We start from the raw sequence: 24,281 nt of genomic DNA, 5'->3' as shown, positions 1-24,281 counted from the left end.
ACCGTCGGCACAGGATCTGGTCAGGTGCTGCTACTCGTAAGTAACATGGCGTCCATGAGCGCAGACCAGATGTCGATCGGCGAGATGCTCGCCGCCACCGTGCCGATGGCCCGGACCCTGAACCTGGAGTTCCAGGAGACCACCCCGGACAAGGCCGTGGTGTCCCTGCCGGACCAGGGCGAGTACCACAACCACGTGGGCGGACCGCACGCCGGCGCGATGTTCACGCTCGGGGAGTCGGCCAGTGGGGCCATCGTGCTGGCCGCCTTCGGGGACCAGCTCTCGCGTGCCGTACCGCTCGCCGTGCGGGCCGACATCGCCTACCGGAAGCTGGCGATGGGCGCCGTCACCGCGACCGCCACGCTGGGCCGTCCGGCCGCCGAGGTGGTCGCCGAGCTGGACGCCGGGCAGCGTCCGGAGTTCCCGGTGGCGATCGAGATCCGGCGCGCGGACGGAGCGGTGACCGGCGAGATGAGCGTCCTGTGGACGCTGCGCCCCATCGACCAGCAGAAGTGAGCCACAGGCCCGGCACGGGGTCCCTCGCGGACCCCGTGGCCGGGCCCGTCGGCCGTCGGCGGGCGGGGAACTGAGCGGATCGCGGCTCCCGGGCCGCCGCCGTTTCAGGCCGCCCGGCCACGTCCCCGGACACCGGTGGACCCCGCGTCGCCGGTGCCGCCGGGTTCCAGTGCGGTGACGAACTCCTTGAGCCAGGCGGTGAATTCCGGCCCCAGGTCCGGGCGTGCGCACGCCAGGCGGACCACCGTGCGCAGATAGTCGGCCTTGTCACCGGTGTCGTAGCGCGGGCCCGTGAAGACGACGCCGTGCACGGTGCCCTCAGCCGCCAACTCCTGCAAGGCGTCCGTCAGCTGGATCTCCCCGCCGCGGCCCGGCGGAGTGCGCTCCAGGACGCCGAACACGGCCGGGTCGAGGACATAGCGGCCGATGACCGCGTACCGGCTCGGCGCGGTTCCGGGCGCCGGTTTCTCCACCAGACTCGTCACCCGGACGAGGCCCGCCTCGTCCGTCGGCTCCACCGCCGCGCAGCCATAGAGGTGGATCTGTGCCGGGTCGACCTCCATCAGGGCGACCACGCTGCCCGCGTACCGCTCCCGGACCTCCAGCATCCGGCTGAGCAGGGGTTCGCCGGGGGCGATCAGATCGTCGCCGAGGAGGACCGCGAAGGGCTGGTCCCCGACATGGTGGCGGGCGCACAGCACGGCGTGGCCGAGACCGAGCGGGTCGCCCTGCCGGATGTGGTGGATGTCGGCGAGCCGCGCCGGATCGCGTACGGCGTCCAGGCGCACGGTGTCGCCCTTGGCCGCCAGGGCCTGTTCCAGCTCGAAGGCGTGGTCGAAGTGGTCCTCGATGGCCCGCTTGTGGCGGCCGGTGACCATCAGGACGTCGTCGAGCCCGGCCGCTGCCGCCTCCTCGACCACGTACTGGATGGCCGGCTTGTCGACTACGGGCAGCATCTCCTTGGGTGTGGCCTTGGTCGCGGGCAGAAACCGGGTGCCGAGACCGGCGGCCGGTACGACCGCCTTGCGGACCGTGCGGGCGGCGGCGGAGGGCGTGGTGGAGTGGGGGGCGATCATGCGGCCATGCTGGGACACGCCGATGAGAGCGCGCCCGGAGAATCATGGGAACCGGCTGTGGGAGACGCGCCGCGTGCGGTGCGGAATTCGGAGATGTGGTGTGCCATCCCCCTTTCGCCGCACACCGGTTGACCGGCTTGTGACCGCCGTTCGGACGCCCATTCGGAGCGTACCGACGGTAACCCACGGATGGTGGGCCGATGTTGGCGCCGAGTCAATCGAACTTCTTGTTTCCTGTGATGCGCGTGTGCGAAGGTGAGCCTCCCCACGGGAGGGCAGAGGCAGGCGCCCGACGCCCGGGCCGGCCCTCAGGTACACACCAATCCGGCACTGCTTTCCGACAGGACACCCGCTTTCGCACACCGTCCTGCGGCTGGAAAGGAAATGGTTCCGTGCAGTCCCCCCACCCCCCACGCCCGCCGTATCCGCCGCTGCCCGGCTCGACCGGGGAGTCCGACCGTCATCTCATCGCCCGGCTCGCCGGTCCGCACGTCGCCCGTCACCACGCCGTCGCCCTGCTGCTCGCCCGGCACTGGCGGGCCGCCGCTGACTACGCCGTCGTCTGTCTGACCTCCGCCGGACCCACCGCCCACCTCGTGGCCACCGCGTCCTTCCACGAAGTCCTCGGCCGTATGACGGGCGGCGCGGTCGGCGGAGCGCTGCGCCCCCAGCTCCTGGTCGCCGTCCGCGACAGCGTCCGCGCCTGGGCGACGGACGAGAGCGCCTGCGCCGCACTGCCGGAATTGCGCAGAACCGCCGGTGGTCGCGGACTCAGTGCGACAAAGCCCGGCACACCGGAAAGGCGACAGCTCGCCGAACGCGCTTTCCAGGCTCTTCCCGGCGCCTCGCAAAGCCTTCTCTGGCATACCGAGGTCGAGGCGGAACCCATAAACATACCCGCCGGTCTGCTGGGTATCGACGTGCCCACCGCGAGGGCGGCACTGGACCAGGCCCGCGAACAATTCCGCACCGGTTGCGTACGCGCCCACCGCGAACTCGCGCCTTCCAGGGAATGCCGTTTCTACAACCGGCTCCTCGACGTCCCCATTCGGCGTGGCGGTGCCCTGCTGCCCGAGGTGCGGCGGCATCTCGCGGGGTGCGGACACTGCCGGTACGCAGCCGAGCAGTTCGCCCACTTCGACGGCCGACTCGGGGTGCTGCTCGCCGAGACCGTGCTCGGCTGGGGCGCCCGCCGTTACCTCGACTCGCGCCCCGGACGCGCCGCGGCCGTCGGGACGGAGCCAGAGGTGGAGGCGGACCGTCCGGTGAGCGGCGGCCGTCATCGCACCCGACCGCACCACCGTCACCGTACGGCGATGGCCGTCGGCGTCGGGCTGACCGCACTCGCGCTGCTCGCCACCGTCCTCGTGACGCGGAGCTGGTCCGATGACAACGGTGTCCCCGGGCGGGGCACCGCCCGGCACTCCCCGGTCGGTGGTACGCCTCGTTCGGCCGGGCCCGGCACCGGCGCGCGTTCCGCAGGCTCGTCCTCGGCGGCGTCGGCCGGATCCGCCGGTTCCACCGGTTCCGCCAACTCCGCCGCCTCGGTCGGTGAGTCCGCCGAGGTGGCCCACGGCAGGCTGCGCGGTCTCGCCTCCGGGCTCTGCCTGGACGCGCGCGGCGACGAGCCGGGCACGGGCGTACGGCTCGCGCACTGCTCGGCCGCGACCTCGCAGCAGTGGTCGTACCGGGTCGGCGGTCTGTTGCGCAGCGCCGCCGACCCCGCACGCTGCCTCGCCGCCGATCCCGCCGGGAGGCGCGTCGTGATGGACGGCTGCGGGGAGCGCGCGGCGGCGACGTCCTTCGACATCACCGTGCGCGGCGAGATCATTCTCCGCGAGCACCGGGGTCTCGTGCTGACGCCGGGTCGGGGCGGAGCGGCCACCCGGGTGGGGATCGCCGCCCGGAACGGCTCGCCGTCGCAGCGGTGGCTGCTGGATACGGGCGTACCCGGGCCCTCGCACTCCGGCGGCGGAGAGCCGTCGTCACCGGCGCTGCAAGGGCGGTCGTCGCAACCGGCGGAGAGAGCGGGGGGACGGGCGCCCGAAGGGCGAACAGGCGCCGCCACGCCTCGCGTGGTCCCCGGAGCGGAGGGTGGCGGCCCCGAGTACGGTGCCCCTGCCCCGCGCATCGCCCAGGCGGGCGCGGAGGACCGGCGGCGGCCGTCCGCCGGCGCCGGCGTGCCGGGCGTGGCCGGTGACCTCGTCGCCTCGGTCACCGGCCTGCCGGCGTCGCTCGTCGCGGGCAGGCCGACACCGCCGTTCCCCGGCGCTGCCGTACCGGCCGTCCTGGGCTCGACCTCCGGCTGACACCGCGGGGCACCGGCGCGCCGCGAAGGGTCACTCCGACAGGGGTGGCCCTTCGGGCTGCCCGGCCGGTACAGGTGCGCTGACCTGCGGATTCCCCGCAGGTCTCCGGACTGTCCGGGCGGTGCACCTGACGGTTCGTCAGCTACTGAGGAGTTCCATCGGCAGGGTTCGAGCCACGGGGCAGGGGTCATGCGGAATTTACAGACGTCGTCCCGGTGTAGTGACGCGTTGCGTTCACATGTGGGTGCGGTGAACGGCGCGCACGCTTTGGCGGGCTTGTGCCGGTGTGACACCCCGCACCGGACCGCCGTACAGGCAGAGCGGGCCGGTCAATTGCCAGGATTTCCGGCTCCTTGCGGGGAATTCGGCGGCCTGGCCGAATCGATGCCACCGCGCACGAAATGGCTGCGACGTCATTGACCCGCCAGTAAGTACCTCGCTAGTTTCCGTTGGCCTCGCACCAGAGCGTCCCGCCGCACAAACCCCCCACCGTGCTGTCTCGCCGATTGTGTCGGAGCATCATGACCTCCCTTGTGCGCGCCCATGACCTGATCCTGTGCCTCACCCCCTTCGGCGAACCCGACGCCGCCCTCGCCGCCGCGGCCTGCGCCGCGGGCGCGTTCGGCGTCCTCGACCTGGGCACCGGCGACCGAAGATCCCGGGAGGAACTCTCCAGACTGAGACGGGCCGCGCCGGGCCGGTTCGGCGTACGGGTGACCGGCCGCTGCGCCCTGGATCCCACCGACCTCGCCGGTGGCCCCGACACCGTGATCCTCGCGCCGGACGCTCCCTGGCCGGTGAACCGACTCAGCTCCGCGTACCGGGTGTTGGCGGAGGTGACCGACTCGGTACGGGCCCGGCAGGCCGTACGCGACGGCGCCCACGGGCTGATCGCCCGGGGGGCGGAGGCGGGCGGCCGGGTCGGTGAGCTGAGCACCTTCGTCCTGCTGCAACAACTGCTGGCGGACGAGGAGTTGGACGGCGTCCCCGTCTGGGCGTGCGGGGGCGTCGGACCGCACACGGCCGCCGCCGCGGTCGCGGGCGGAGCGGCCGGGGTCGTCCTCGACAGTCAGCTGGCGCTCCTGGCGGAATCCTCGCTGCCCGAGTCCGTGCGGGCCGCGTTGCGGTCCCTCGACGGCTCGGAGACCGTGGTGCTGGGCGGGCACCGGGTACTGCGCCGTCGCGGGCCGGGCACGCCCACGCCACCGGCCGACGACCAGGAGACGGTCGCGTCCCTGCTGGGCGCCCGGGACCTGCGTACCCAACTGCTCCCCGTGGGCCAGGACGGCTTCCTGGCCGCCCGGTTCGCCGACCGGTGGGCCGACGTGCGCGGAGTGGTGAGCGCGGTGTCCGGGGCGATCCAAGCACTGGCCGACGCCGCTCCGGCCGACGGGGCCGACCTGGCGAACGGCTCGGCTTCGGCCGACGGGGCCGACTTGGTGAACGGCTCGGCTTCGGCCGACGGGGTCGACTTGGTGACCGGTTCGGCTTCGGCCGACGGGGTCGACTTGGTGACCGGTTCGGCTTCGGCCGACGGGGCCGACTTGGTGACCGGTTCGGCTTCGGCCGAGGGAGCCGGCCTGGTGACCGGTTCGGCTTCGGCCGACGGAGTCGACCTGGCGACCGGCTCGGCTTCGGCCGACGGGGCCGACCTGGCGACCGGCTCGGCTTCGGCCGACGGGGCCGACTTGGCGAACGGCTCGGCTTCGGCCGAGGGAGCCGGCCTGGTGACCGGTTCGGCTTGGGCCGACGGGGCCGACTTGGCGAACGGCTCAGCTTCGGCCGACGGGGCCGACTTGGCGAACGGCTCAGCTTCGGCCGAGGGAGCCGGCCTGGTGACCGGCTCGGCTCCGGCCGACGCAGCCGGACGGGAGGCCGTCGACCGTGGGGACGGAACCGCTGGCCCGAGCGGTGCCGATGGAGCGAGCCGTGCCGCCGGACCGGGCGGTTTCGCCGGAGCGAGCGGTGCCGATGGTCCGACCGGTTTCGCCGGAACGAGCGGTGCCGATGGTCCGACCGGTTTCGCCGGAGCGAGCGGTGCCGATGGTCCGAGCCGTGCCGCTGGCCCGAGCCGTGCCGATGGAGCGAGCCGTGCCGTCGGACCGACCGGCGTCGCCGGAGCGAGCGGTGCCGATGGTCCGAGCCCGGCCGATGGACCAACCGGCGCCGACGGACCGGCCAGAACCGCCCGACCGCACGGACCTGCCGGCGTCGAGTACCCCGCGTTCGCCGGTGCCCTGCGGCCCGGGTCCGGCATGAGCCGGGCCCTCGGCACCCGACTGCCGGTGGCGCAGGGGCCGATGACCCGCGTCAGCGACCAGGCGGGCTTCGCCGCGGCCGTCGCCCGGGACGGGGCCCTGCCCTTCCTGGCACTGGCCCTCGCCGACGGCGAGCGGACCCGGTCGATGCTGACCGAGGCGCGAGCGGTGCTGGACGGACGGCCCTGGGGCGTGGGCGTGCTCGGCTTCGCACCCGAGGACATCAGAAACGCCCAGCTCGAAGCCGTACGGGAGCTGCGGCCCACGCACGCGATCATCGCGGGTGGCCGGCCCGCCCAGGCCGAGGCGCTGGAGCGCGCCGGGATCCGCACGTTCCTGCACGTGCCGTCGCCGGGGCTGCTGCGGCAGTTCCTGGACGCCGGGGCACGCCGGTTCGTCTTCGAGGGCTCGGAGTGCGGCGGACACGTCGGGCCCCGGGCCTCCTTCCCGCTGTGGGAGGCCCAGCTCGCCGCCATCGAGGACTTCCTGGCCGACACCGCGGGTCCCGGCGACGACGCGGCCCACGGCCTGGAGATCTTCTTCGCGGGCGGCATCCACGACGAGCGGTCGGCGGCCATGGCCGCCGCCCTCGCCGCGCCCCTCACCGCACGGGGTGCCGCGGTCGGCGTCCTCATGGGCACCGCCTACCTGTTCACCGAGGAGGCCGTCGCCCACGGCGCCGTCCAGCCGCTGTTCCAGCACCAGGTGCTCGCCGCCACCGCGACCGCGCTGCTGGAGACCGCACCGGGGCACGCGACCCGTTGCGTACCCAGCCCCTTCACGCACGACTACCGTGACCGTGAGGCCGCGTTACGCACGGCGGGCGTGCCCGACCGGGAGGTCTGGGAGACGCTGGAGCGCCTCAACGTGGGCCGGCTGCGCATCGCCAGCAAGGGCCTCGAGCGCACCGCAGACGGCGCGTTACGGACCGTGGCCGAGCAACGGCAGCTCACCGACGGGATGTTCATGGCGGGTGAGGTGGTCGTCCTGCGCACGGCCACCACCACCATGGCGGACCTGCACCGCTCCGTGACGGACGGCGCCGCCGACTTCCTCGCCGCGCGTACCGCCCCACTCGCCCGGACCGCCGAGCTCGCCCGGGCCGCGCACGCCTCGTGGCCGAAACCGGGATCCACGGCCGAACCACAACCGCCCGCACCGCTGGACGTCGCGATCGTCGGTATGGCCTGCATGTTCCCGCAGGCGCCCGACCTCGCCACCTTCTGGGCCAACGTCGTCTCCGGGCACGACGCCGTCACCGAGGTCCCGCCGGACCGCTGGGATCCCGCCGTGCACCACGCCGCCGGCAGCACGGCCTCCGTCTGGGGCGGTTTCCTGCCCCGCATCCCCTTCGACCCGCTGCGCTACGGCATCCCGCCCGCCTCCCTCGGCAGCATCGAACCCGTCCAGCTGCTCTCCCTGGAGGCGGCCCGCAGAGCACTGGACGACGCCGGATACGGAGCGGGGGGAAAGGAGTTCGACCGCTCGCGGACGTCCGTCGTCTTCGGTGCCGAGGCGGGCAGCGACCTGTCGAACGCCGTCACCCTGCGGGCCGTCCTGCCGGCGTACTACGGCAGGGTGCCCGACGGCCTGGACGAGCAACTGCCCCGGCTGACCGAGGACTCCTTCCCCGGCATGCTCGCCAACGTCATCTCCGGCAGGATCGCCAACCGCCTGGACCTCGGCGGCGCCAACTACACCGTCGACGCCGCCTGCGCCTCCTCCCTCGCCGCCCTCGACGTGGCCTGCAAGGAACTCGTCTCCGGCACCAGTGACGTCGTGCTGTGCGGCGGCGCCGACCTGCACAACGGCATCAACGACTACGTGCTCTTCTCCTCCGTCCACGCGCTCTCGCCGACCGGCCGGTCCCGCGCCTTCGACGCCTCCGCCGACGGCATCGCCCTCGGTGAGGGAGTGGCCTGCGTGGTCCTCAAGCGGCTCGCCGACGCCGAACGCGCCGGCGACCGGATCTACGGCGTGGTCAGGGGCCTGGGATCCGCCAGCGACGGCCGCTCGCTGGGCCTGACCGCGCCCCGGCCCGAGGGCCAGCGGGCCGCGCTGGAACGCGCGTACCGCAACGCCGGTGTCTCACCCGCCGACGTCGGCCTCGTCGAGGCGCACGGCACCGGCACCGTCGTCGGCGACCGAACCGAACTCGCCGTACTGGCGGAGGTGTTCACCGCGGCGGGGGCCAGGGCGGCGGGCTGCGCGCTGGGGTCCGTCAAGTCGCAGATCGGGCACACCAAGTGCGCCGCCGGTCTCGCCGGGCTGATCAAGACCACCCTCGCCCTGTACACCGGGGTCACCCCGCCCACCGTGCACCTGGAGCGCCCCAACCCGGCCTGGGCGAAGGACGACAGCCCGTTCGTCTTCCACACCCGGGCCCGGCCCTGGACGGCACCGGCCGCCGAACGACTGGCCGGAGTCAGCGCGTTCGGCTTCGGCGGCACCAACTTCCACGCGGTGCTCTCCGCCCACGAGGGTGCCCCACCGCCCCGGCGGACGCTGGACGCCTGGCCGGCCGAGCTGTTCCTGATCCGGGGACGGGACACCGCGGCGGCCCACCGGGAGGTCACGGAACTGCTGCGGGCCGTCGAGGCCGAGGGCCGCCCCTGGCGCCTGCGCGACCTGGCCCTCGCCGCGGCACACCGGGCCGACACCTCGAACGAACCGGTGCGCGCCGCGCTCGTGTCCCGGGACACCGCGGAGCTGGCCGGGCAGCTGCGGCGGGTCCTCGCCGGGGAGCACGATCCGGCCGCCGGCATCCACCTCGCGGACCGCACGGACGGCGACGCGGTGCCGGACGCGGCCCACCCCGCCGATCCCGCACCGGCGGGCAAGATGGCCTTTCTGTTCCCGGGCCAGGGCAGCCAGCGGACCGGCATGCTCGGCGACCTGCTGATCGCCCTGCCCGAACTGCGCCACTACCTGCACCTCGGCCACGTCCACGAGGACCTGATCTACCCGCCGGCCGCCTTCGACGACACCGCCCGTGAACGCCACCGCACCGCCCTGACCGACACCCGCACCGCACAGCCCGCGCTCGGCATCACCGGCCTCGCCGCCCACGCCTTCCTCACCGCCGCGGGCGTACGGCCGGACATGGCGGCCGGACACAGCTACGGCGAACTCGCCGCGCTCGCCGCGGCCGGTGCCCTCGATCCGGAGACGCTGCTGGAGCTGAGCGCCGAGCGGGCCGAGGCGATCCTGGCCGCGGCCGGGGACGAGCCCGGCACCATGGCCGCCGTCGGCGCCGGCGCCGAGGACGTCGTACGGGCCCTCCGGGCGGCCGGGGCGCCCGGGTCGGTCGTCGTCGCCAACCTCAACTCGCCCGAACAGACGGTGATCTCGGGACCGACGGCGGACGTGGACACCGCCGTACGGCTGCTGCGCACCGCCGGTCTCGGCGCCCGCCGCATCCCCGTGGCCTGCGCCTTCCACAGCCCGCTGGTGTCCGCGGCGGGAGAGCGGTTCGCCGAGGTCCTCGCGGAGAGGACCGTACGGCCGCCCGAGTTCCCGGTGTGGGCCAACCGCACCGCCGCGCCGTACCCGCACGACCCCGACGGGGTGCGCGCCGAACTCGCCGCGCAGATCGGGTCCCCCGTCGGATTCGCCGCCCAGATCCGGGCGATGTACGCGGCGGGCGCGCGCACCTTCGTCGAGGCGGGCCCGGGCACGGTGCTCACCCGGCTCGTCGGGCAGATACTCGGCGACCGCCCGCACCGCACGATCGCCTGCGAACCACGTGCGGACAGCGGCCTGCCCGGCTGGCTCGACGCCCTCGCGCGCCTGGCCGTCGCGGGAGTCCCCGTGCAGACCGCCTGGCTGCTGAGGGGACGCGACGCCGTCGACGCGCTGCGCGCACCGGTACCCGAGCGGCCCGGCTGGACGGTCGACGGTCACCTCGTCCGCACCGCCGACGGAGCCCCCCTGCCCGGTGCCCTCGCACCGGCCCGACGAGTCCTGGAGACGACTGTGACGAGCGACCAGCCGTACGGCGCCCCCGCCGACCGGGACGCCCTGATCTCCGAGTTCCTGCGCACCAGCCGGGAGATGATCGCCGCCCAGCGCGACGTGCTGCTCACCTACTTCGGTGCCGGCCCGGCGGCGCCCGCCGCACCGCCCCTCCCGCCGCAGCAGCTGCCCGCGGCACCCGTCCGGCACGCCGTGGCGCCACCGGAGCCCGAGCCCGCGACGGCCGGCGGTGACACCGCCGGGCCGGACGTCGAGCGGCTCGTCCTGCAGATCATCAGCGAACGCACCGGCTACCCCGTCGACATGATCGAGCCGGACCTCGACCTGGAGGCGGACCTGAGCATCGACTCCATCAAGCGGGCCGAGATCGCCGGTGAGCTCGCCAAGCGGCTGGGCATCGCGGACGGGGCACAGGTCCTGGACGACGCCGAGCTGGAGGAACTGGCCAAGGCGCGTACGGCGGCGGCGGTGACGCACTGGCTCACGGCGCGGACGGGAGCCGATCCAGGTGGCGGTGGCCAGACCGATCCACCGGTCGAGCAGCGGTCCGCGCCCTCGGACCACGGGCCCGAGCAGCCCACGACACCACCCGGGGAGGGGATCGAGGGGCTGGAGGTCGCGGCTCCCCGCCGTCTGGAGCTGCGGCCCGTTCCGCTCCCCGCACCGCAGGCCGCCGATCCGGACCGTGTCCTGGCCGGACGCCGGTTCGTCCTCCTCGGCGGCGGTGCCGGCGACGGCGAGGGCCCCGGCACGGAGGAGCCCGCCTACGAGCGCGGCACCGCAGGCGTCGCGGAGGCGGTCGCGCGACGACTCACCGGGCACGGCGCGGACGTCCGGCTCCTCGGCCGTGACCACCTCCTCGCCGCGGGCGACCCCGCGCTCGACGGCCCGCCCGACGGCGTGGTGTACCTGGGCGCGCTCACCGGCCCGGACGCCCCGGTGCTGCCCGACGCCTTCCCGGTGGTGCGGGCGGCGCTGGCACGCGGACCGCGCCGGCTGCTCGCGGTCCGCACCGCCGACCGGAGCGGGTCACCGCGGTCCGCCGGACTCGACGGACTGTTCCGGACCGTCGCACGCGAGTACCCGGACCTCCTGGCCCGCGTCGTCGCCGTCCCGGACACCTCCGCGCCGGCCGTCGCCGACGCCGTACTCGCCGAACTGCTCGCCCCCGAACCGGCCCCCGTCGTCCTGCGCACGGCGGACGGAGCCCGGCAGGGCCTGGAGCTGACGCCCGCACCGCTCGGCCCGCTGGGCGGCACCGGCGCCGGGCCGGCCGGCGAGGGCGCCGCCGAGGCCGCGGCGCTCGGTCTCGACCGTGACTCCGTCGTGCTGCTGGTCGGCGGCGCCCACGGCATCACCGCGAGGTTCGCGGCCACGCTCGCCACGGCCTCCCGGTGCCGTATCGAACTCCTCGGCCGCACCCCCGCACCCACCGGACCCGAGCCCGCGTCGACCGCCGCCGCCCGCACCCCCGTCGAACTGCGGGCCGCGCTCGCCGCCGGGCCCGGCGCGCCGAAGCCCGCCGAGATCGACCGGGCCGCCCGGCTGATCCTGGCCCAGCGCGAGATCACCACGACCCTCGCCGAACTCACCGCACACGGCAGCGCGGCCCGCTACCGCTCCGTGGACTTCCGCGAGCGGGACGCCGTCCTCCAGGCCGTCAAGGAGATCCACGCCGAACACGGCCGGCTCGACGGTGTCGTATTCGCCGCCGGGATCATCGAGGACCGGCTCATCGCCGAGAAGACCCCGGAGTCCTTCCAGCGCGTGTACGGCACGAAGACGGCGGGTGCCGCCGCACTGTTCGCCGCGCTGGACGACCTGCCCTCCGCACCCGCGTTCACCGTGCTGTTCGGCAGCATCGCCGCCGTCCTCGGAAACCGCGGCCAGGCCGACTACGCCGCCGCCAACGACGCCCTGGAGACCCTCGGCGCGCGGTGGGCCGCCCGCACGGGCAACCGGGCGCTCACCGTGCACTGGGGCCCGTGGGCACCGTCCGGCACCCACACCGGCATGGTCGGCGCGGAGCTCGGCCGCGAGTACGCCCGGCGCGGGGTACGGCTGATCGACCCGGACGAGGGCACCGCCGCCCTGTTGCGAGAACTCGCCTGGGGCGACCCGGCGGTCCGTGCGGTCGTCCACACCGCGTCGGGCTGGTGAGATGACGCAGCCCCAGACACCCGTCGCCATCGTCGGGATGGCGGTGCTGCTGCCCGGCGCGCCCGGCCTCGACGCCTACTGGCGCAACCTGCGGGACGGCGTCGACGCGATCCGGGACGTCCCCGCCGACCGCTGGGACGCCGACTACTACGACCCCGGCTCCGCCGCCGGGCCCGCCGTCCCCGACCGGGTGTACTGCCGCCGCGGGGGCTTCGTGGACGGCCTGGCCGAGGTGGAGGTCACCCGCTACGGCATCATGCCCGCCTCCGTGCCCGGCACCGAACCCGACCAGATGATCGCCCTGGACGTGGCCGCCGCCGCGCTCGCCGACGCGGGCGGCGCGGACCGGCTGCCCGAGCGGCACCGGGTCGGGGTGACCCTGGGCCGCGGCGGCTACCTCACCCCCGGCCTGGCCCGGCTGGACCAGCGGGTACGGACGGCCGGGCAACTGGTGCGCACCCTGGGCGAGTTGCTGCCCGAGCTGTCGGCCGCCCAACTGGACCGGGTGCGGACGGCGTTCACCGAGCGGCTCGGGCCCGACAGCCCCGACTCGGCGATCGGACTGGTCCCCAACCTCGCGGCCTCCCGCATCGCCAACCGGCTCGACCTGCGCGGCCCCGCCTACACCGTGGACGCGGCCTGCGCCTCCTCACTGGTCGCCGTCGACCAGGCGGTCACCGAACTCGCCGTCGGGCGCTGTGACGTGATGCTGGCCGGGGGAGTGCACCACTGCCACGACATCACCCTCTGGAGCGTCTTCTCCCAGCTGCGCGCCCTCTCCCCGAGCCAGCGCATCCGGCCCTTCCACCGCGACGCGGACGGCATCCTGATCGGGGAGGGCACCGGTGTCGTCGTCCTCAAACGGCTCGCGGACGCCGAGCGCGACGGCGACCGCGTCTACGCCGTGATCCGCGGGACGGGCGTGGCCGGCGACGGCCGTACGGCCGGCCTGGTCAGCCCCGACCCGGGCGGACAGGCCCGGGCCGTGCGGCAGGCCTGGCGGGCCGCCGGGCTCGACCCGGCCGCCCCCGGCTCGATCGGCCTGCTGGAGGCCCACGGCACCGCCACGCCCGCCGGGGACTCGGCCGAACTCAGCACGCTCGCCACGGTGTTCGGCCCTCGCGGCAGCCTCGGCGAGGGCCGGCGCCCGGTCCTCGGCTCCGTGAAGTCGATGATCGGCCACACCATGCCGGCCGCCGGGGTGGCGGGCCTGGTCAAGGCGGCCCTCGCGCTGCACCACGGCACCCTGCTGCCCACCCTGCACTGCGACGACCCCCACCCCGCCCTCGCCGCCACCCGCTTCCGCACCCTGGAGCGCGCCGCCCCCTGGGAGACCGACGCGGGCGGACCGGTCCGCCGGGCGGCCGTGAACGCGTTCGGCTTCGGCGGCATCAACGCCCACGTGGTACTGGAGGAACCGCCACGAGCGCGCCCGGCCCCGACGCCCGCCGCGCCGCCCGCTCCGGCGTCTGCCGTGCGGCCCGTGCCGGCGTCCGGCGCGCTGCCCGCTGCGGCGTCCGGCGCGCTGCCCGCCTCGGCGTCCGGCGCGCTGCCCGCCTCGGCGTCCGGCGCGCCGCCCGCTCCGGCGTCCGGCGCGCCGCCCGCTCCGGCGTCCGGCGCGCCGCCCGCTCCGGCGTCCGGCGCGCCGCCCGCTCCGGCGTCCGGCGCGCCGCCCGCTCCGGCGTCCGGCGCGCCGCCCGCCTCGGCGTCCGGCGCGCCGCCCGCCTCGGCGTCCGGCGCGCCGCCCGTCCCGGCGTCCGGCGCGCCGCCCGTCCCGGCGTCCGCCGCGCCGCCCGCTCCGGCGTCCGCCGCTCCGGCGTCCGGCGCGCTGCCCGCTGCGGCGTCCGTCGCGCTGCCCGTCCCGGCCTCCGTGAGCCTGGTCGAGCCCGAGCGCGTCCTCCTTCTCGCCGGCGAGCGCACGGAAGACCTCACCGTCTCCCTCGCGGCCGACGACACCGCCGTCCTCGCCGCCGGACTCGACCCCTCGCGGCCCCACCCCCACGCCGGTCCCGTCCGGCTCGGTGTCGTGGACCCGACCGCCAAGCGGCTCGCGCTGGCCCGCCGCGCGCTCGCCAAGGGCCGTGCCTGGCAGGGGCGCAACGACGTCTGGTTCCGGCCCGGCCCCCTGCTCGGCCCCGCCGGCAGGGGCAGGCTGGCCTTCGTCTTCCCCGGCCTGGAGGGCGACTTCACCCCTCGCACCGACGACGTCGCCGCCCACTTCGGCCTGGCACCGGTCTCCGGCACCGGCACGGACGTACGGGTCGACGACGTCGGGCGGCACGGCTTCGGCGTGGTGGGCGTGGGCCGGCTGCTCGACCGGGCGCTGCGCCGCATGGGCGTCGTCCCGGACGCGGTCGCCGGGCACAGTGTCGGCGAATGGACGGCGATGGTGGCCGCCGGGATGTACTCGGCCGCCGAAGTGGACGCCTTCATGGCCGAGTTCGACCCGGACACGGTGACCGTGCCCGGTCTCGCCTTCGCGGCCGTCGGCGCGTCCGCCGCACAGGTCGGTGCCGCGCTCGCCGAGTCCTGGACGGACTCCGGGATCGTCCTCTCCCACGACAACGCACCACGCCAGTCCATGGTGTGCGGGCCGGACGCGGCGGTGGAGGGCTTCGTACGGTCGTTCCGGGCGCGGGGCGTGATCTGCCAGGTGCTGCCCTTCCGATCCGGCTTCCACACACCGATGCTCGAACCGTACCTGGCCCCCATCGAGCGGGCCGCCGACCGCTTCCGGCTCCATCCGCCGACCGTGCCGGTCTGGTCCGGGACCACCGCGGCGCCCTTCCCCGAGGCCGAGCCGGCGGTGCGGCGGCTGTTCGTGCGGCACCTGCTGGAACCCGTCCGCTTCCGCGAACTCGTCGAGGCCCTGTACGCCGACGGGCATCGCGTCTTCGTCCAGACAGGGCCGGGCAGGCTCACCTCCCTGATCGGGGACACCCTCGGCGACCGCGACCACCTGGCCGTCGCCGCCAACACGGCCCACCACGGCGGCCTGGCCCAACTGAGGCGCGCGGCGACGGCGTTGTGGACGGCGGGCGCGGCGGTGGCCCCGGCCGTCCCCGCGCCCGCACCGTCGCCCCGGCCGCCCGCCGACCACCTGCCGTACGCGAAGCAGCCGCCGACAGCCGGGCAGCCGCCGACAGCCGGGCAGCCGCCGACGGCCGAGCCGTCCATGCCCGCCGAGCCGTCGATGCCCGCCGAGCACGTACCGGCCGGGCCGACGGCGTCCCGGGGGCTCCCGCCGGGCGCCCCCGGTCCGGCTCGATCTCGGCGGCGCCCTCGTGTCGCTGGACGGACCCGGCCTCGCCGCCCTGCGCGCGGACCTGCGGCCGGTCGCGCAGCCGGCGGGCACGCCCACCGTGCTGGACGGACTCGCCACGCGCTTCCCGGCCGCCGCGGAACTCACCGCCCTGCTCCAGGACACCGCGGACACGGCGGCGCAGCTGATCGCGGCGCACCACCGGCGCACCACGGCGACCGCCCCTCCGGCCCGCCCGGACCCGGCGGCGGCCGCGATCCGCAACCCGCCCGCGGGCACCGCACCGGCCGGCCCGCCAGAACCGGCGGCCGGCCCCACCGTCACCACCCTCCACGTCTCCCCGCAGACCATGCCCCACCTCCTCGACCACTGCTTCTTCCCGCAGCGTCCCGGCTGGCCGGAGGTGGCGGACCGCTGGCCGGTGGTGCCCGCCACCACGATCGTGCGGCACATGACGGACGCGGCGGAGCGGGCGAGACCCGGGCTGCGGGCGGTCGCCGTGCTCGGGGCCCGGTTCGACCGGTGGCTCACCGCGACACCTCCCGTCGACGTGGCGGTCGCCGTCACCCCGGTGGCCGGGCACCCCGACCGGGTCGGCGTGACGTTCGGGCCGACGGCCCGCGCCGTGGTCGAACTCGCCCCGCACCACCCGGCACCACCTCCGCCCCGTCCTCTCCCGGACGCCCCCGAGCGCGTCCCGGAGCACACGGCCGCCCAGCTCTACCGCGACCGCTGGATGTTCCACGGCCCGGGATTCCAGGGCCTGACGGAGCTGACCGCGATCGGCGAGCGGCACATCCGGGGCGTGATCACCGCCCCCGCGGCACCGGGCGCCCTGCTGGACAACGTGGGCCAGCTCCTCGGCTACTGGATCATGGCGACCCGTACCGAACGGACCGTCGTCTTCCCCGTGCAGATCGGGCGGTTGCGCTTCCACGGACCCCACCCCGCGCCCGGCACGGAGGTCCGCTGCCTGGTGCGGATCACCTCACTCACGGACACCCTGCTGGAGGCCGACGCCGAGCTGACCGTCGGCGGCAGGGTGTGGGCCGTGCTCGGCGGCTGGCAGGACCGCCGCTTCGACAACGACCCGACGACCAGGCCGGTCGAACGCTTCCCCGAGCGCCACACCCTGTCCGAGGCGCGGACCGGTGGCTGGGCTCTCGTGCACGAGCGGTGGCCGGACCTCGCCTCACGCGAGCTGATCATGCGCAACTCGCTGGGCGGTGCGGAGCGGGCCGCGTACGCCGACCGGCCGCCGCGCGGCCGCCGGCAGTGGCTGCTGGGAAGGATCGCGGTCAAGGACGCCGTACGGCAGTGGCTCTGGCGGCACGGCGAAGGGCCTGTCTTCCCGGCCGAGATCCAGGTCCGCAACGACGAACTCGGCCGCCCGTACGTCACCGGGGTGCACGGCCGCACCCTGCCCCCGCTGGACGTGTCGCTGGCCCACCGGGCCGAGGCGGGCGTGGCGATCGTACGGCCGCACTCTCCCCGCCCCGGCCCGGGCATCGACGTCGAGGAGGTCACCGACCGCGACCCGGCGACCCTCGGTACCGCGCTAGGCCCGGCCGAACTGCGGCTCCTGCGGGACCTGTCGGCGGACGGAACCGGAGCCGAGGCCCTGTGGTTCACCCGCTTCTGGGCCGCCAAAGAAGCGGTCGCCAAGGCCGAGGGCGTCGGATTCGGCGGCCGTCCACGGGACTTCACCGTGCTGGAGGCCGCCCCGGACGGCGGCAGGCTGCTCGTCGCCGGCCGCCTGGAACGCGCCTACACCGTGCACTGCGCACCCGCGCACAACCCACCCGCCCTGCCACCGCGCGACTACGTCGTGGCCTGGACGACCGGGCCCGCAGCCGGCGACAGACCGGCCGACCACGGTCAGGACCACGGTCGGGACCCACGACAACCCCCCACCGCAGCCGAGGAGAACACCCGATGAACCCCACCCCGCCGGACCCGGCGCGGCACACCGCGGACACCGTGCTCGCCGACGTCACCGGCATGCTCCGCACGGTGCTGGCGGAGTACGGCGACGACGACGTGGCGATCGGCATGGCCACGTCCTTCAACCGCGACCTGGAGCTGGAGAGCATCGACCTCGTCACGCTGGCGGGCCTGCTGGAGGAGCGCTACGGGGAGCGGGTCAACCTCGCCGAGTTCCTGGCCGGCATGGAGTTCGACGAGATCATCGAGCTGACCGTCGGCCGGCTCGTGGACCACGTGGTGCGGAGCCTGACGACGGCCCAGGCGGGCTGAGCCATGGCCATGGTCGACGCGGGCGGCATCCGGCTGCACGTCCAGCGCATGGGCCCCGCCGGCGGCCGCGCCCCGCACGCCACGGTCGTCCTGGTCCACGGACTCCTCACGGACAGCCTGGCCAGCCACTACTTCACCGTCGCCCCCGCGCTCGCGGCGGCCGGACTCGACGTCGTCATGTACGACCTGCGCGGCCACGGCCGCAGCGAGCGCCCGCCGCGGGGCTACACCCTGGACCACAACATCGACGACCTCACGTCCCTCCTGGACCGCCTGGACCTCACCGGGCCGCTGCACCTCGTCGGCAACTCCTACGGGGGCACCATCGCGTTCGGCCACACGGCCCGCCACCCCGACCGCACGGCCAGCCTCACGCTGATCGAGTCCGAGCCAGCCACCGCCGGCTGGGCGGCCAAGATGGGCCGCATCCTGCGCCGGGTGAGCACGGAACTCGCCCGCGACGAGGACGCCGCGCTCGCCTGGATCGCCGCCCACCGCGGCCGCCACACCGCCCGTCTCGCCAGAGGAGCGGCCCGGCTCGTGCGCGAGACCACCCTCGGCCGGGACATCCCCGCCAGCCGGGTGCTCACCGACGCCCAGATCAGGGCCGTCCGCCGCCCGGTGCTGGGCGTGTACGGCGGCGACTCCGACCTGGTGGACCTGCTTCCCCTGAAACGCCGGCTGCTGACCGACTTCCGGGCGGTCGTCCTGCCTGGACACGAGCACTCGGTGCTGGTGGAGGCGCCCGGCACGGTCGGCGGGCACATCCTGGACCTCATCCGGCCCGGGGCGGGCGTGCGGTGAGCGCCTACCTCTTCGTCGTCCCGCCGCTCACCGGGCACATCAACCCCGCCGTCGGTGTCGCCGCCCGGCTCGCCGCGCACGGCAACCGGGTGGCCTGGGCCTGCGCCGATGCCGCACTCGTACGGCGGCTCGCGGGCGCCGACGCCGAGGTGTTCGCGTGCGCCGGCCCGGTGCCGGGCGCCGAGGGCGCCGTACGACCGCCGGAGCTGCGCGGCGCCGAGGCGCTGAAGTTCCTCTGGGAGTGGTACCTGCTGCCGCTCGCCGACGCGATGGCACCGGGGGTCCGCACCGCCGTCACCGAGTTCCGGCCGGACGTGGTGATCGCCGACCAGCAGGCCTTCGCCGGCGCACTGGTGGCCGAACGCCTCGGAATCCCCTGGGCCACCTCCGCGACCACCTCGGCGGAGTTCACGGGCGCCTACGACGGTCTGCCCAAGGTCGCCGACTGGCTGCGGCTGCGCCTGGCCGAGCTGCGCGCACGCGTCGGCGACCCGTCCGGCAGTGCCGACCCGCGCTTCTCGCCGCACCTCCTGCTGGTGTTCAGCACACCCGAACTCATCGGCCCACTGGCCCCCTTGGCGCCGCACATCCACTACGTCGGACCCTCCGTCGCCGGGCGTCCTCCCGCGACCGGCTTCCCGTGGGCATGGCTGGACCACGGCCGGGCCAAGGTCCTGGTGACCCTGGGCACGGCCAACACCGACACGGGGGGCCGGTTCCTCGCCGCGTGCGCCGCCGCACTGCGGGACCGGGCCGACCGCGTCCAGACGGTGTTCGCCGACCCGGGCGGCGCGCTGCCCGCCACGGCCGGCGACAAGGACGTGCTGGTCCTGCCGTCCGTCCCCCAGCTCCCGCTCCTGGCACGGATGGACGCCGTCGTCTGCCACGCGGGCCACAACACCGTGTGCGAGGCCCTGTGGCACGGCGTCCCGCTGGTCGTGGCGCCGATCCGCGACGACCAGCCCGTGGTGGCCGGACAGGTCGTGGACTCGGGCGCGGGCGTCCGGGTCAGGTTCGGCCGGGTGACCGCCGACCGGCTCGGCGAGGCCGTCGACACCGTCCTGCACGATCCCGCCCACCGGTCCGCCGCCGCCCGGGTCCGCACCGCGTTCCGCGCGGCCGGCGGCGCCCCGGCCGCGGCGGCCCACCTCGAACGACTCGCAGCGGAGACCCGATGAGCGACCACCGAGCGAAGTCCGACCGCATCGCCGGCCTGCGTCCCCGCTACCGGAAGGACCTGGCCGGCGGCACCGACCGCTTCTTCGCCCCCCGGCGCACCACCTGCCCCTGGTGCGGGTCGGAACGGCTCGCGGCCCGGCTGCACACCACCGACCTGCTGCAGCACAAGCCGGGCCGCTTCACCCTCGACCGCTGCGCCGACTGCGGCCACGTCTTCCAGAACCCCCGGCTCACCGACGAAGGACTGGAGTTCTACTACCGGGACTTCTACGACGGCCTCGGCGAACAGCGGATGAGCGGCACCTTCGGCGGCCGTACCGCGATGTACCGGAGCCGCGCCGAGGCCATGCTGCCGCACGACCCCGCACCGAAGACCTGGCTCGACGTCGGCACCGGCCACGGCCACTTCTGCGCGGCCGCCCGCACCGTCCTGCCCGCCACCTCCTTCGACGGGCTCGACTTCACCGACGGTGTCGAACTCGCCGCCCGCGAGGGCCGTGTGGCCCACGCCTGGCGCGGCGCCTTCCCGGACCTCGCCCCCGAACTGGCCGCCCGCTACGACGTGGTGAGCATGTTCCACTACCTGGAGCACAGCACCGACCCCGACCGGGAACTCCGCGCCGCCCACGAGGCCGTGCGCCCCGGCGGTCACCTCGTCGTCGAGGTGCCGGATCCGCGCAGCCGGTACGCCCGCCTCCTCGGCCGCTGGTGGCTGCCCTGGCTCCAGCCCCAGCACCTGCACCTCGTGCCCGCCGCCAACCTGCGGCGCCGGCTGACCGAGCGGGGCTTCACGGTGGTCGCCGAGCAGCACGCCGAGGCGCACGACCCGGTCGACCTGCTCGCCGCGGTCTGGCTCGCCCTCGACCGCGCCGCCCCGCGCGAGGACGCCCCGTGGCTGCCCGAACCGCCCGGTGCGCTCCGGCGCGGCCTGCGCGCCGCGATCCTCCTCGCGGGTGTGCCGGCCCTGGCCTCGGCGGCCCTGCTCGACCGCTTCGCGGTGCGCCCCCTGGCCCACCGCCTCGGCCTGTGCAACGCCTACCGCCTGGTGGCCCGCCGCGAGTAGCGGGGAGCCGGCCGGGGGCGCCCGGTGCTCACAGCGCCCCGCCGCGGAACATGGCGGAGAGCGTCAGGGCGCCGGGCAGGAGCGGGAGCCAGTCGGTCAGGACGCGGAAGCCGATCACCGTCGCCGTGGCCATGGGCGGCGCGGCGCCGAACACGATCAGCGTCCACACGAGCGCCGCGTCCACCGCCAGCCCGCCCGGCGCCGGCACCGCCCCGCCCGCCGTACCCGCCGCGAGGTGGGCCAGCGCCACCTGCTCCCACGGCAGCCCCAGCCCCAGCGAGGTCCCGACGCACGCCAGGGTGCTCGCCTGCACCAGCGGCATGGCGACCGCCCCGCCCCACAGGGCGGCCACCCGGCAGGGCCGCGCGTGCACCGCCCGGGCGTCGGCGAGCGCGGAGCGCAGCAGTCCCGTCACCGGGCGCCGCAGCGGTCGTACGACCGTCAGCAGGACCCCCGCGAGCGCGAGGACACCGCCCGTCACGGCGGCCGCCGGAACCAGCAGCCGGCCGTCCGGGACCAGGTCGCCGAGGCGCCGCCAGGCCGGCGACACCGCCAGGAACACCAGCAGCACCAGCGTCTTCGCGGACGACTTCGCCAGGGAGTACAGCCCGATCGAGGCGGTGGCCCGGTCCAGCGGCACCCCTCGCGCGCGCAGGAAGCGCAGGGTGACGGCATGGGCGCCCAGAGCGCCGGGCAGCACGTGGTTCGCGGCACCGGCGGCGAACTGCGAGGCGAGCAGCCGGCCCGGGGGCAGCGGGTCCGGCAGCGCGCCCTGCCGCACGCACGCGGCCGCCACCCAGTTCAGACAGGTGAGGCCGGCACCGGCCAGCAGCCACCACGGATCGGCGGCGAGCAGCCGCCGGACCCCCTCGTACAGGACGGGCCGGTTGGTCACGGCCCAGCCCCCGGCGAGCAGCACGGGAGCCAGGCACAGGGCCAGCCGCGCGGGCCGGCCGTACAGCGGTGAGGACGGCCGGGCGGGCGCGCCGGCGCCGGAACCGGGCACCACAGGTCCGGCGGCGGTCCCCGGTCCGGGACACGGGGGAGCGGCGGCCGGGCCGAGCGGGGGGAGCGGGGACACTGAGGACACGGGGACGTCGTCCTTCCGCAGCGGGCCCCGCGACGGGGGCCTGGGGGAGGCGGGCGGGCCAACCGCGAAGAGCCTTCCCCTCCCGCGTGACACCGGGACGTCCGCAATCCCAATGAGCGAGGGCGGTCCGGTGCCGCCGGGCAGGTGCGCGCGAACCGCCGTTCACCGCCGACCAGGTAGCCTTCCCATGGGGTGCGCTTCGCATGCGGGACCCCGGCCCGTACAGCGAACAGGGGAGGAACCGGCGGTGCACGTCACTGAATGGCTGGACTCGGTGCCCGCCGCCGCGGTGTACGCCGTGGTGGCCCTGGTGATCGGACTGGAGAGCCTGGGCATCCCCCTGCCGGGCGAGATCGTCCTCGTCTCGGCGGCGCTGATGTCCTCGCAGCACTCCGGCGTCAACCCCGTCGTGCTCGGTGTGTGTGCCACCGCCGGCGCGGTGATCGGCGACTCCATCGGCTACGCGATCGGCCGCAAGGGCGGACGCCCGCTGCTGGCCTGGCTCGGCGCGAAGTTCCCGAGGCACTTCAGCGAGGGCCATGTGGCGACCGCCGAGCGCTCCTTCGAGAAGTGGGGCATGTGGGCCGTCTTCTTCGGCCGCTTCGTGGCGCTCCTGCGTATCTTCGCCGGGCCGCTCGCGGGCGTGCTGCACATGCCGTACTGGAAGTTCCTGATCGCCAACGTCCTCGGCGGCATCTGCTGGGCGGGCGGTACGACGGCCGTCATCTACTACGTGGGCGTCGTCGCCGAGGACTGGCTGAAGAGGTTCTCCTACCTCGGTCTGGTGGCCGCCCTGCTGATCGGCCTGGCCTCCATGCTGATCATCAAGCGCAAGGCGAAGAAGGCCCAGACGGACCGGACCGCGGCACCGGAGGCGGAGCCGGTGAATGCCGGGGACTGAGACGCCCCCCGCAGGCCCCTACTGGTGCACGTCCCGGTGCGTCTTCGCCAGCTCCGCGTAGAGCGTGCCGTTGAGCGTCACACCCTGCCGCTCCTCCTCGCTCAGCTCCCGCCGCACCTTCGCCGGCACTCCCGCCACCAGCGATCCGGGCGGCACCACCATCCCCTGCGGCACCAGCGCCTGGGCGGCGACGAGCGACCCGGCCCCGATCACGGCCCCGTTGAGCACGGTCGCCCCCATGCCGATCAGGCAGTCGTCCTCCACGGTCGCCCCGTGCACCACCGCGTTGTGCCCGATCGACACCCGCTCCCCGACGCTCACCGGGAACCCGGGGTCGGCGTGCAGCGTCACGTTGTCCTGGACGTTCGCGCTCGCACCCACGGTGATCCGCTCGACGTCGCCCCGCACCACCGCGCCGTACCAGACGCTGGCCCCCGCGTGCAGCGTGACGTCACCGATCACGGAGGCCGTGGGCGCCACGAACGCCTCCGGATCGATCTGCGGCTCCTTGCCGCCGATACCCACGATCAGCGCCTGCTGCGTCATCACCGTCTCCTCGCGTCCGTCGGTTCCCCGCACGGTACGGCACCGGGTGGGGTGAAGATCACAGCAGCCCGCCCTCTCGCCCGGGGCGACCGGTGAGTAACGTGACCCCGTGCCGAAGCGCAAGAACACGTTCTCATCCTGGCGACGCAGGCTGCTTCAGCGCGCCGTGCACACGGGCTGGGCCTGGGCGCAGCGCACGGGAGCGGTGTCGGCGGAGAACCCCGGCCGCTTCCGTTTCGGCTCCATCGGCGAGGCCACCCGGCTGGCCTTCCCGCTCGGCACGGTCTTCGGCGAACCCTGGATCCACCTCGGCTCGCACTGCATCATCGCGGAGCAGGTCACCCTCACCGCCGGGCTGATGCCCGACCTCGATCTCGGTCCGGACCCCATCCTTCGGGTCGGCGACGGTGTGGTCCTCGGCCGCGGCAGCCACGTCATCGCGGACACCACGGTCACCATCGGCAGGGACTGCTACTTCGGACCGTACGTCTACGTCACCTCGACCAACCACTCCTACGACGACCCCCACCAGCCCATCGGCAGGCAGTGGCCGCGCATGGAGCCCGTCGAGATCGGCCCGGGCTGCTGGATCGGCACCGGCGCGGTGATCCTGCCGGGTGCCCGGATCGGCCGGAACGTGGTCGTGGCGGCCGGCGCGGTCGTGCGCGGCACGGTGCCCGACCACGCCGTGGTGGCCGGCGCCCCGGCGCGGGTCGTACGGCGCTGGACCCAGGAGGACGGCTGGCAGCCGCCGCTGCGGACGCCGGCCCCGGTGCCGATCCCGGACGGCACCACGCCGGCGGAGCTGCGGGCACTCGCCGACCTGGACGAGGAGGCGGTGGCCCGGCTCGCCGCGCTGGAGCCCGAGGGCTGACGCGGCGCGTGC

General features: G+C 75.3%; 13 protein-coding genes and 1 pseudogene. 11 read left to right on the top strand and 3 right to left on the bottom strand.

What is annotated here, in order from left to right; all coding sequences use genetic code 11:
- Nucleotides 1-69 precede the first annotated feature (69 nt).
- Entirely contained in the window at nucleotides 70-516 is a 447-nt protein-coding gene (locus N8I86_RS07280; protein WP_263280079.1) for a DUF4442 domain-containing protein, read from the top strand.
- 104 nt (nucleotides 517-620) lie between these two features.
- Here the strand turns inward: N8I86_RS07280 and galU are convergent, their stop codons facing one another.
- Entirely contained in the window at nucleotides 621-1,592 is a 972-nt protein-coding gene (gene galU, locus N8I86_RS07275) for a UTP--glucose-1-phosphate uridylyltransferase GalU (RefSeq protein ID WP_123439800.1), read from the bottom strand.
- 392 nt (nucleotides 1,593-1,984) lie between these two features.
- Between galU and N8I86_RS07270 the strand changes: the two genes are divergently transcribed.
- The 8 genes and pseudogenes from N8I86_RS07270 (at nucleotide 1,985) to N8I86_RS07240 (ending at nucleotide 20,858) form a co-directional block, all read left to right on the top strand.
- Nucleotides 1,985-3,901: an RICIN domain-containing protein gene (locus tag N8I86_RS07270; RefSeq protein WP_263277429.1), complete on the top strand. Its 1,917-nt coding sequence runs from the start codon at nucleotides 1,985-1,987 to the stop codon at nucleotides 3,899-3,901.
- Nucleotides 3,902-4,422: 521 nt separating this feature from the next.
- Entirely contained in the window at nucleotides 4,423-12,294 is a 7,872-nt protein-coding gene (locus N8I86_RS07265) for a type I polyketide synthase (RefSeq protein ID WP_263277428.1), read from the top strand.
- Nucleotide 12,295: 1 nt separating this feature from the next.
- Nucleotides 12,296-15,334: pseudogene (locus N8I86_RS39290) on the top strand (beta-ketoacyl synthase N-terminal-like domain-containing protein); the annotation flags it as partial.
- Between the two features lie 244 nt (nucleotides 15,335-15,578).
- The gene (locus N8I86_RS39285; RefSeq protein WP_404830791.1) at nucleotides 15,579-17,495 is read left to right on the top strand and encodes a 4'-phosphopantetheinyl transferase superfamily protein; all 1,917 of its coding nucleotides are present in this window, start codon (nucleotides 15,579-15,581) and stop codon (nucleotides 17,493-17,495) included.
- Complete coding sequence (locus N8I86_RS07255) at nucleotides 17,492-17,812, top strand: acyl carrier protein (RefSeq protein ID WP_073895143.1); 321 nt, start codon at nucleotides 17,492-17,494, stop codon at nucleotides 17,810-17,812. The genes N8I86_RS39285 and N8I86_RS07255 overlap by 4 nt, the downstream gene beginning before the upstream one ends.
- A 3-nt stretch (nucleotides 17,813-17,815) precedes the next feature.
- A complete protein-coding gene (locus N8I86_RS07250) occupies nucleotides 17,816-18,616 on the top strand; it encodes an alpha/beta fold hydrolase (RefSeq protein WP_263277427.1) in 801 nt (266 codons plus the stop codon).
- On the top strand, nucleotides 18,613-19,794 hold the full coding sequence (locus N8I86_RS07245; protein ID WP_263277426.1) for a glycosyltransferase: 1,182 nt from the start codon (nucleotides 18,613-18,615) through the stop codon (nucleotides 19,792-19,794). Before N8I86_RS07250 ends, N8I86_RS07245 begins: the two co-directional genes overlap by 4 nt.
- Nucleotides 19,791-20,858, top strand: coding sequence for a class I SAM-dependent methyltransferase (locus tag N8I86_RS07240; protein WP_263277425.1), 1,068 nt, complete (start codon nucleotides 19,791-19,793; stop codon nucleotides 20,856-20,858). The genes N8I86_RS07245 and N8I86_RS07240 overlap by 4 nt, the downstream gene beginning before the upstream one ends.
- A 28-nt stretch (nucleotides 20,859-20,886) precedes the next feature.
- Here N8I86_RS07240 and N8I86_RS07235 read toward each other — a convergent pair whose 3' ends face one another.
- Nucleotides 20,887-21,864, bottom strand: a complete 978-nt coding sequence (locus N8I86_RS07235; RefSeq protein WP_263277424.1) for a lysylphosphatidylglycerol synthase transmembrane domain-containing protein — start codon at nucleotides 21,862-21,864, stop codon at nucleotides 20,887-20,889.
- A gap of 331 nt (nucleotides 21,865-22,195) precedes the next feature.
- On the opposite strand from N8I86_RS07235, the gene N8I86_RS07230 reads away from it, so the two are divergent.
- Nucleotides 22,196-22,849, top strand: coding sequence for a DedA family protein (locus N8I86_RS07230; RefSeq protein WP_263277423.1), 654 nt, complete (start codon nucleotides 22,196-22,198; stop codon nucleotides 22,847-22,849).
- Nucleotides 22,850-22,867: 18 nt separating this feature from the next.
- Here N8I86_RS07230 and N8I86_RS07225 read toward each other — a convergent pair whose 3' ends face one another.
- Entirely contained in the window at nucleotides 22,868-23,395 is a 528-nt protein-coding gene (locus N8I86_RS07225) for a gamma carbonic anhydrase family protein (protein ID WP_073895133.1), read from the bottom strand.
- Between the two features lie 109 nt (nucleotides 23,396-23,504).
- On the opposite strand from N8I86_RS07225, the gene N8I86_RS07220 reads away from it, so the two are divergent.
- Nucleotides 23,505-24,269, top strand: coding sequence for an acyltransferase (locus tag N8I86_RS07220; RefSeq protein ID WP_263277422.1), 765 nt, complete (start codon nucleotides 23,505-23,507; stop codon nucleotides 24,267-24,269).
- Nucleotides 24,270-24,281 lie beyond the last annotated feature (12 nt).

The organism is Streptomyces albidicamelliae (genome assembly GCF_025642175.1).
Lineage (GTDB): Bacteria > Actinomycetota > Actinomycetes > Streptomycetales > Streptomycetaceae > Streptomyces > Streptomyces albidocamelliae.
The sequence above is the reverse complement of the archived record's forward strand: the minus strand, read 5'-3'. Positions and strand labels throughout refer to the sequence as shown.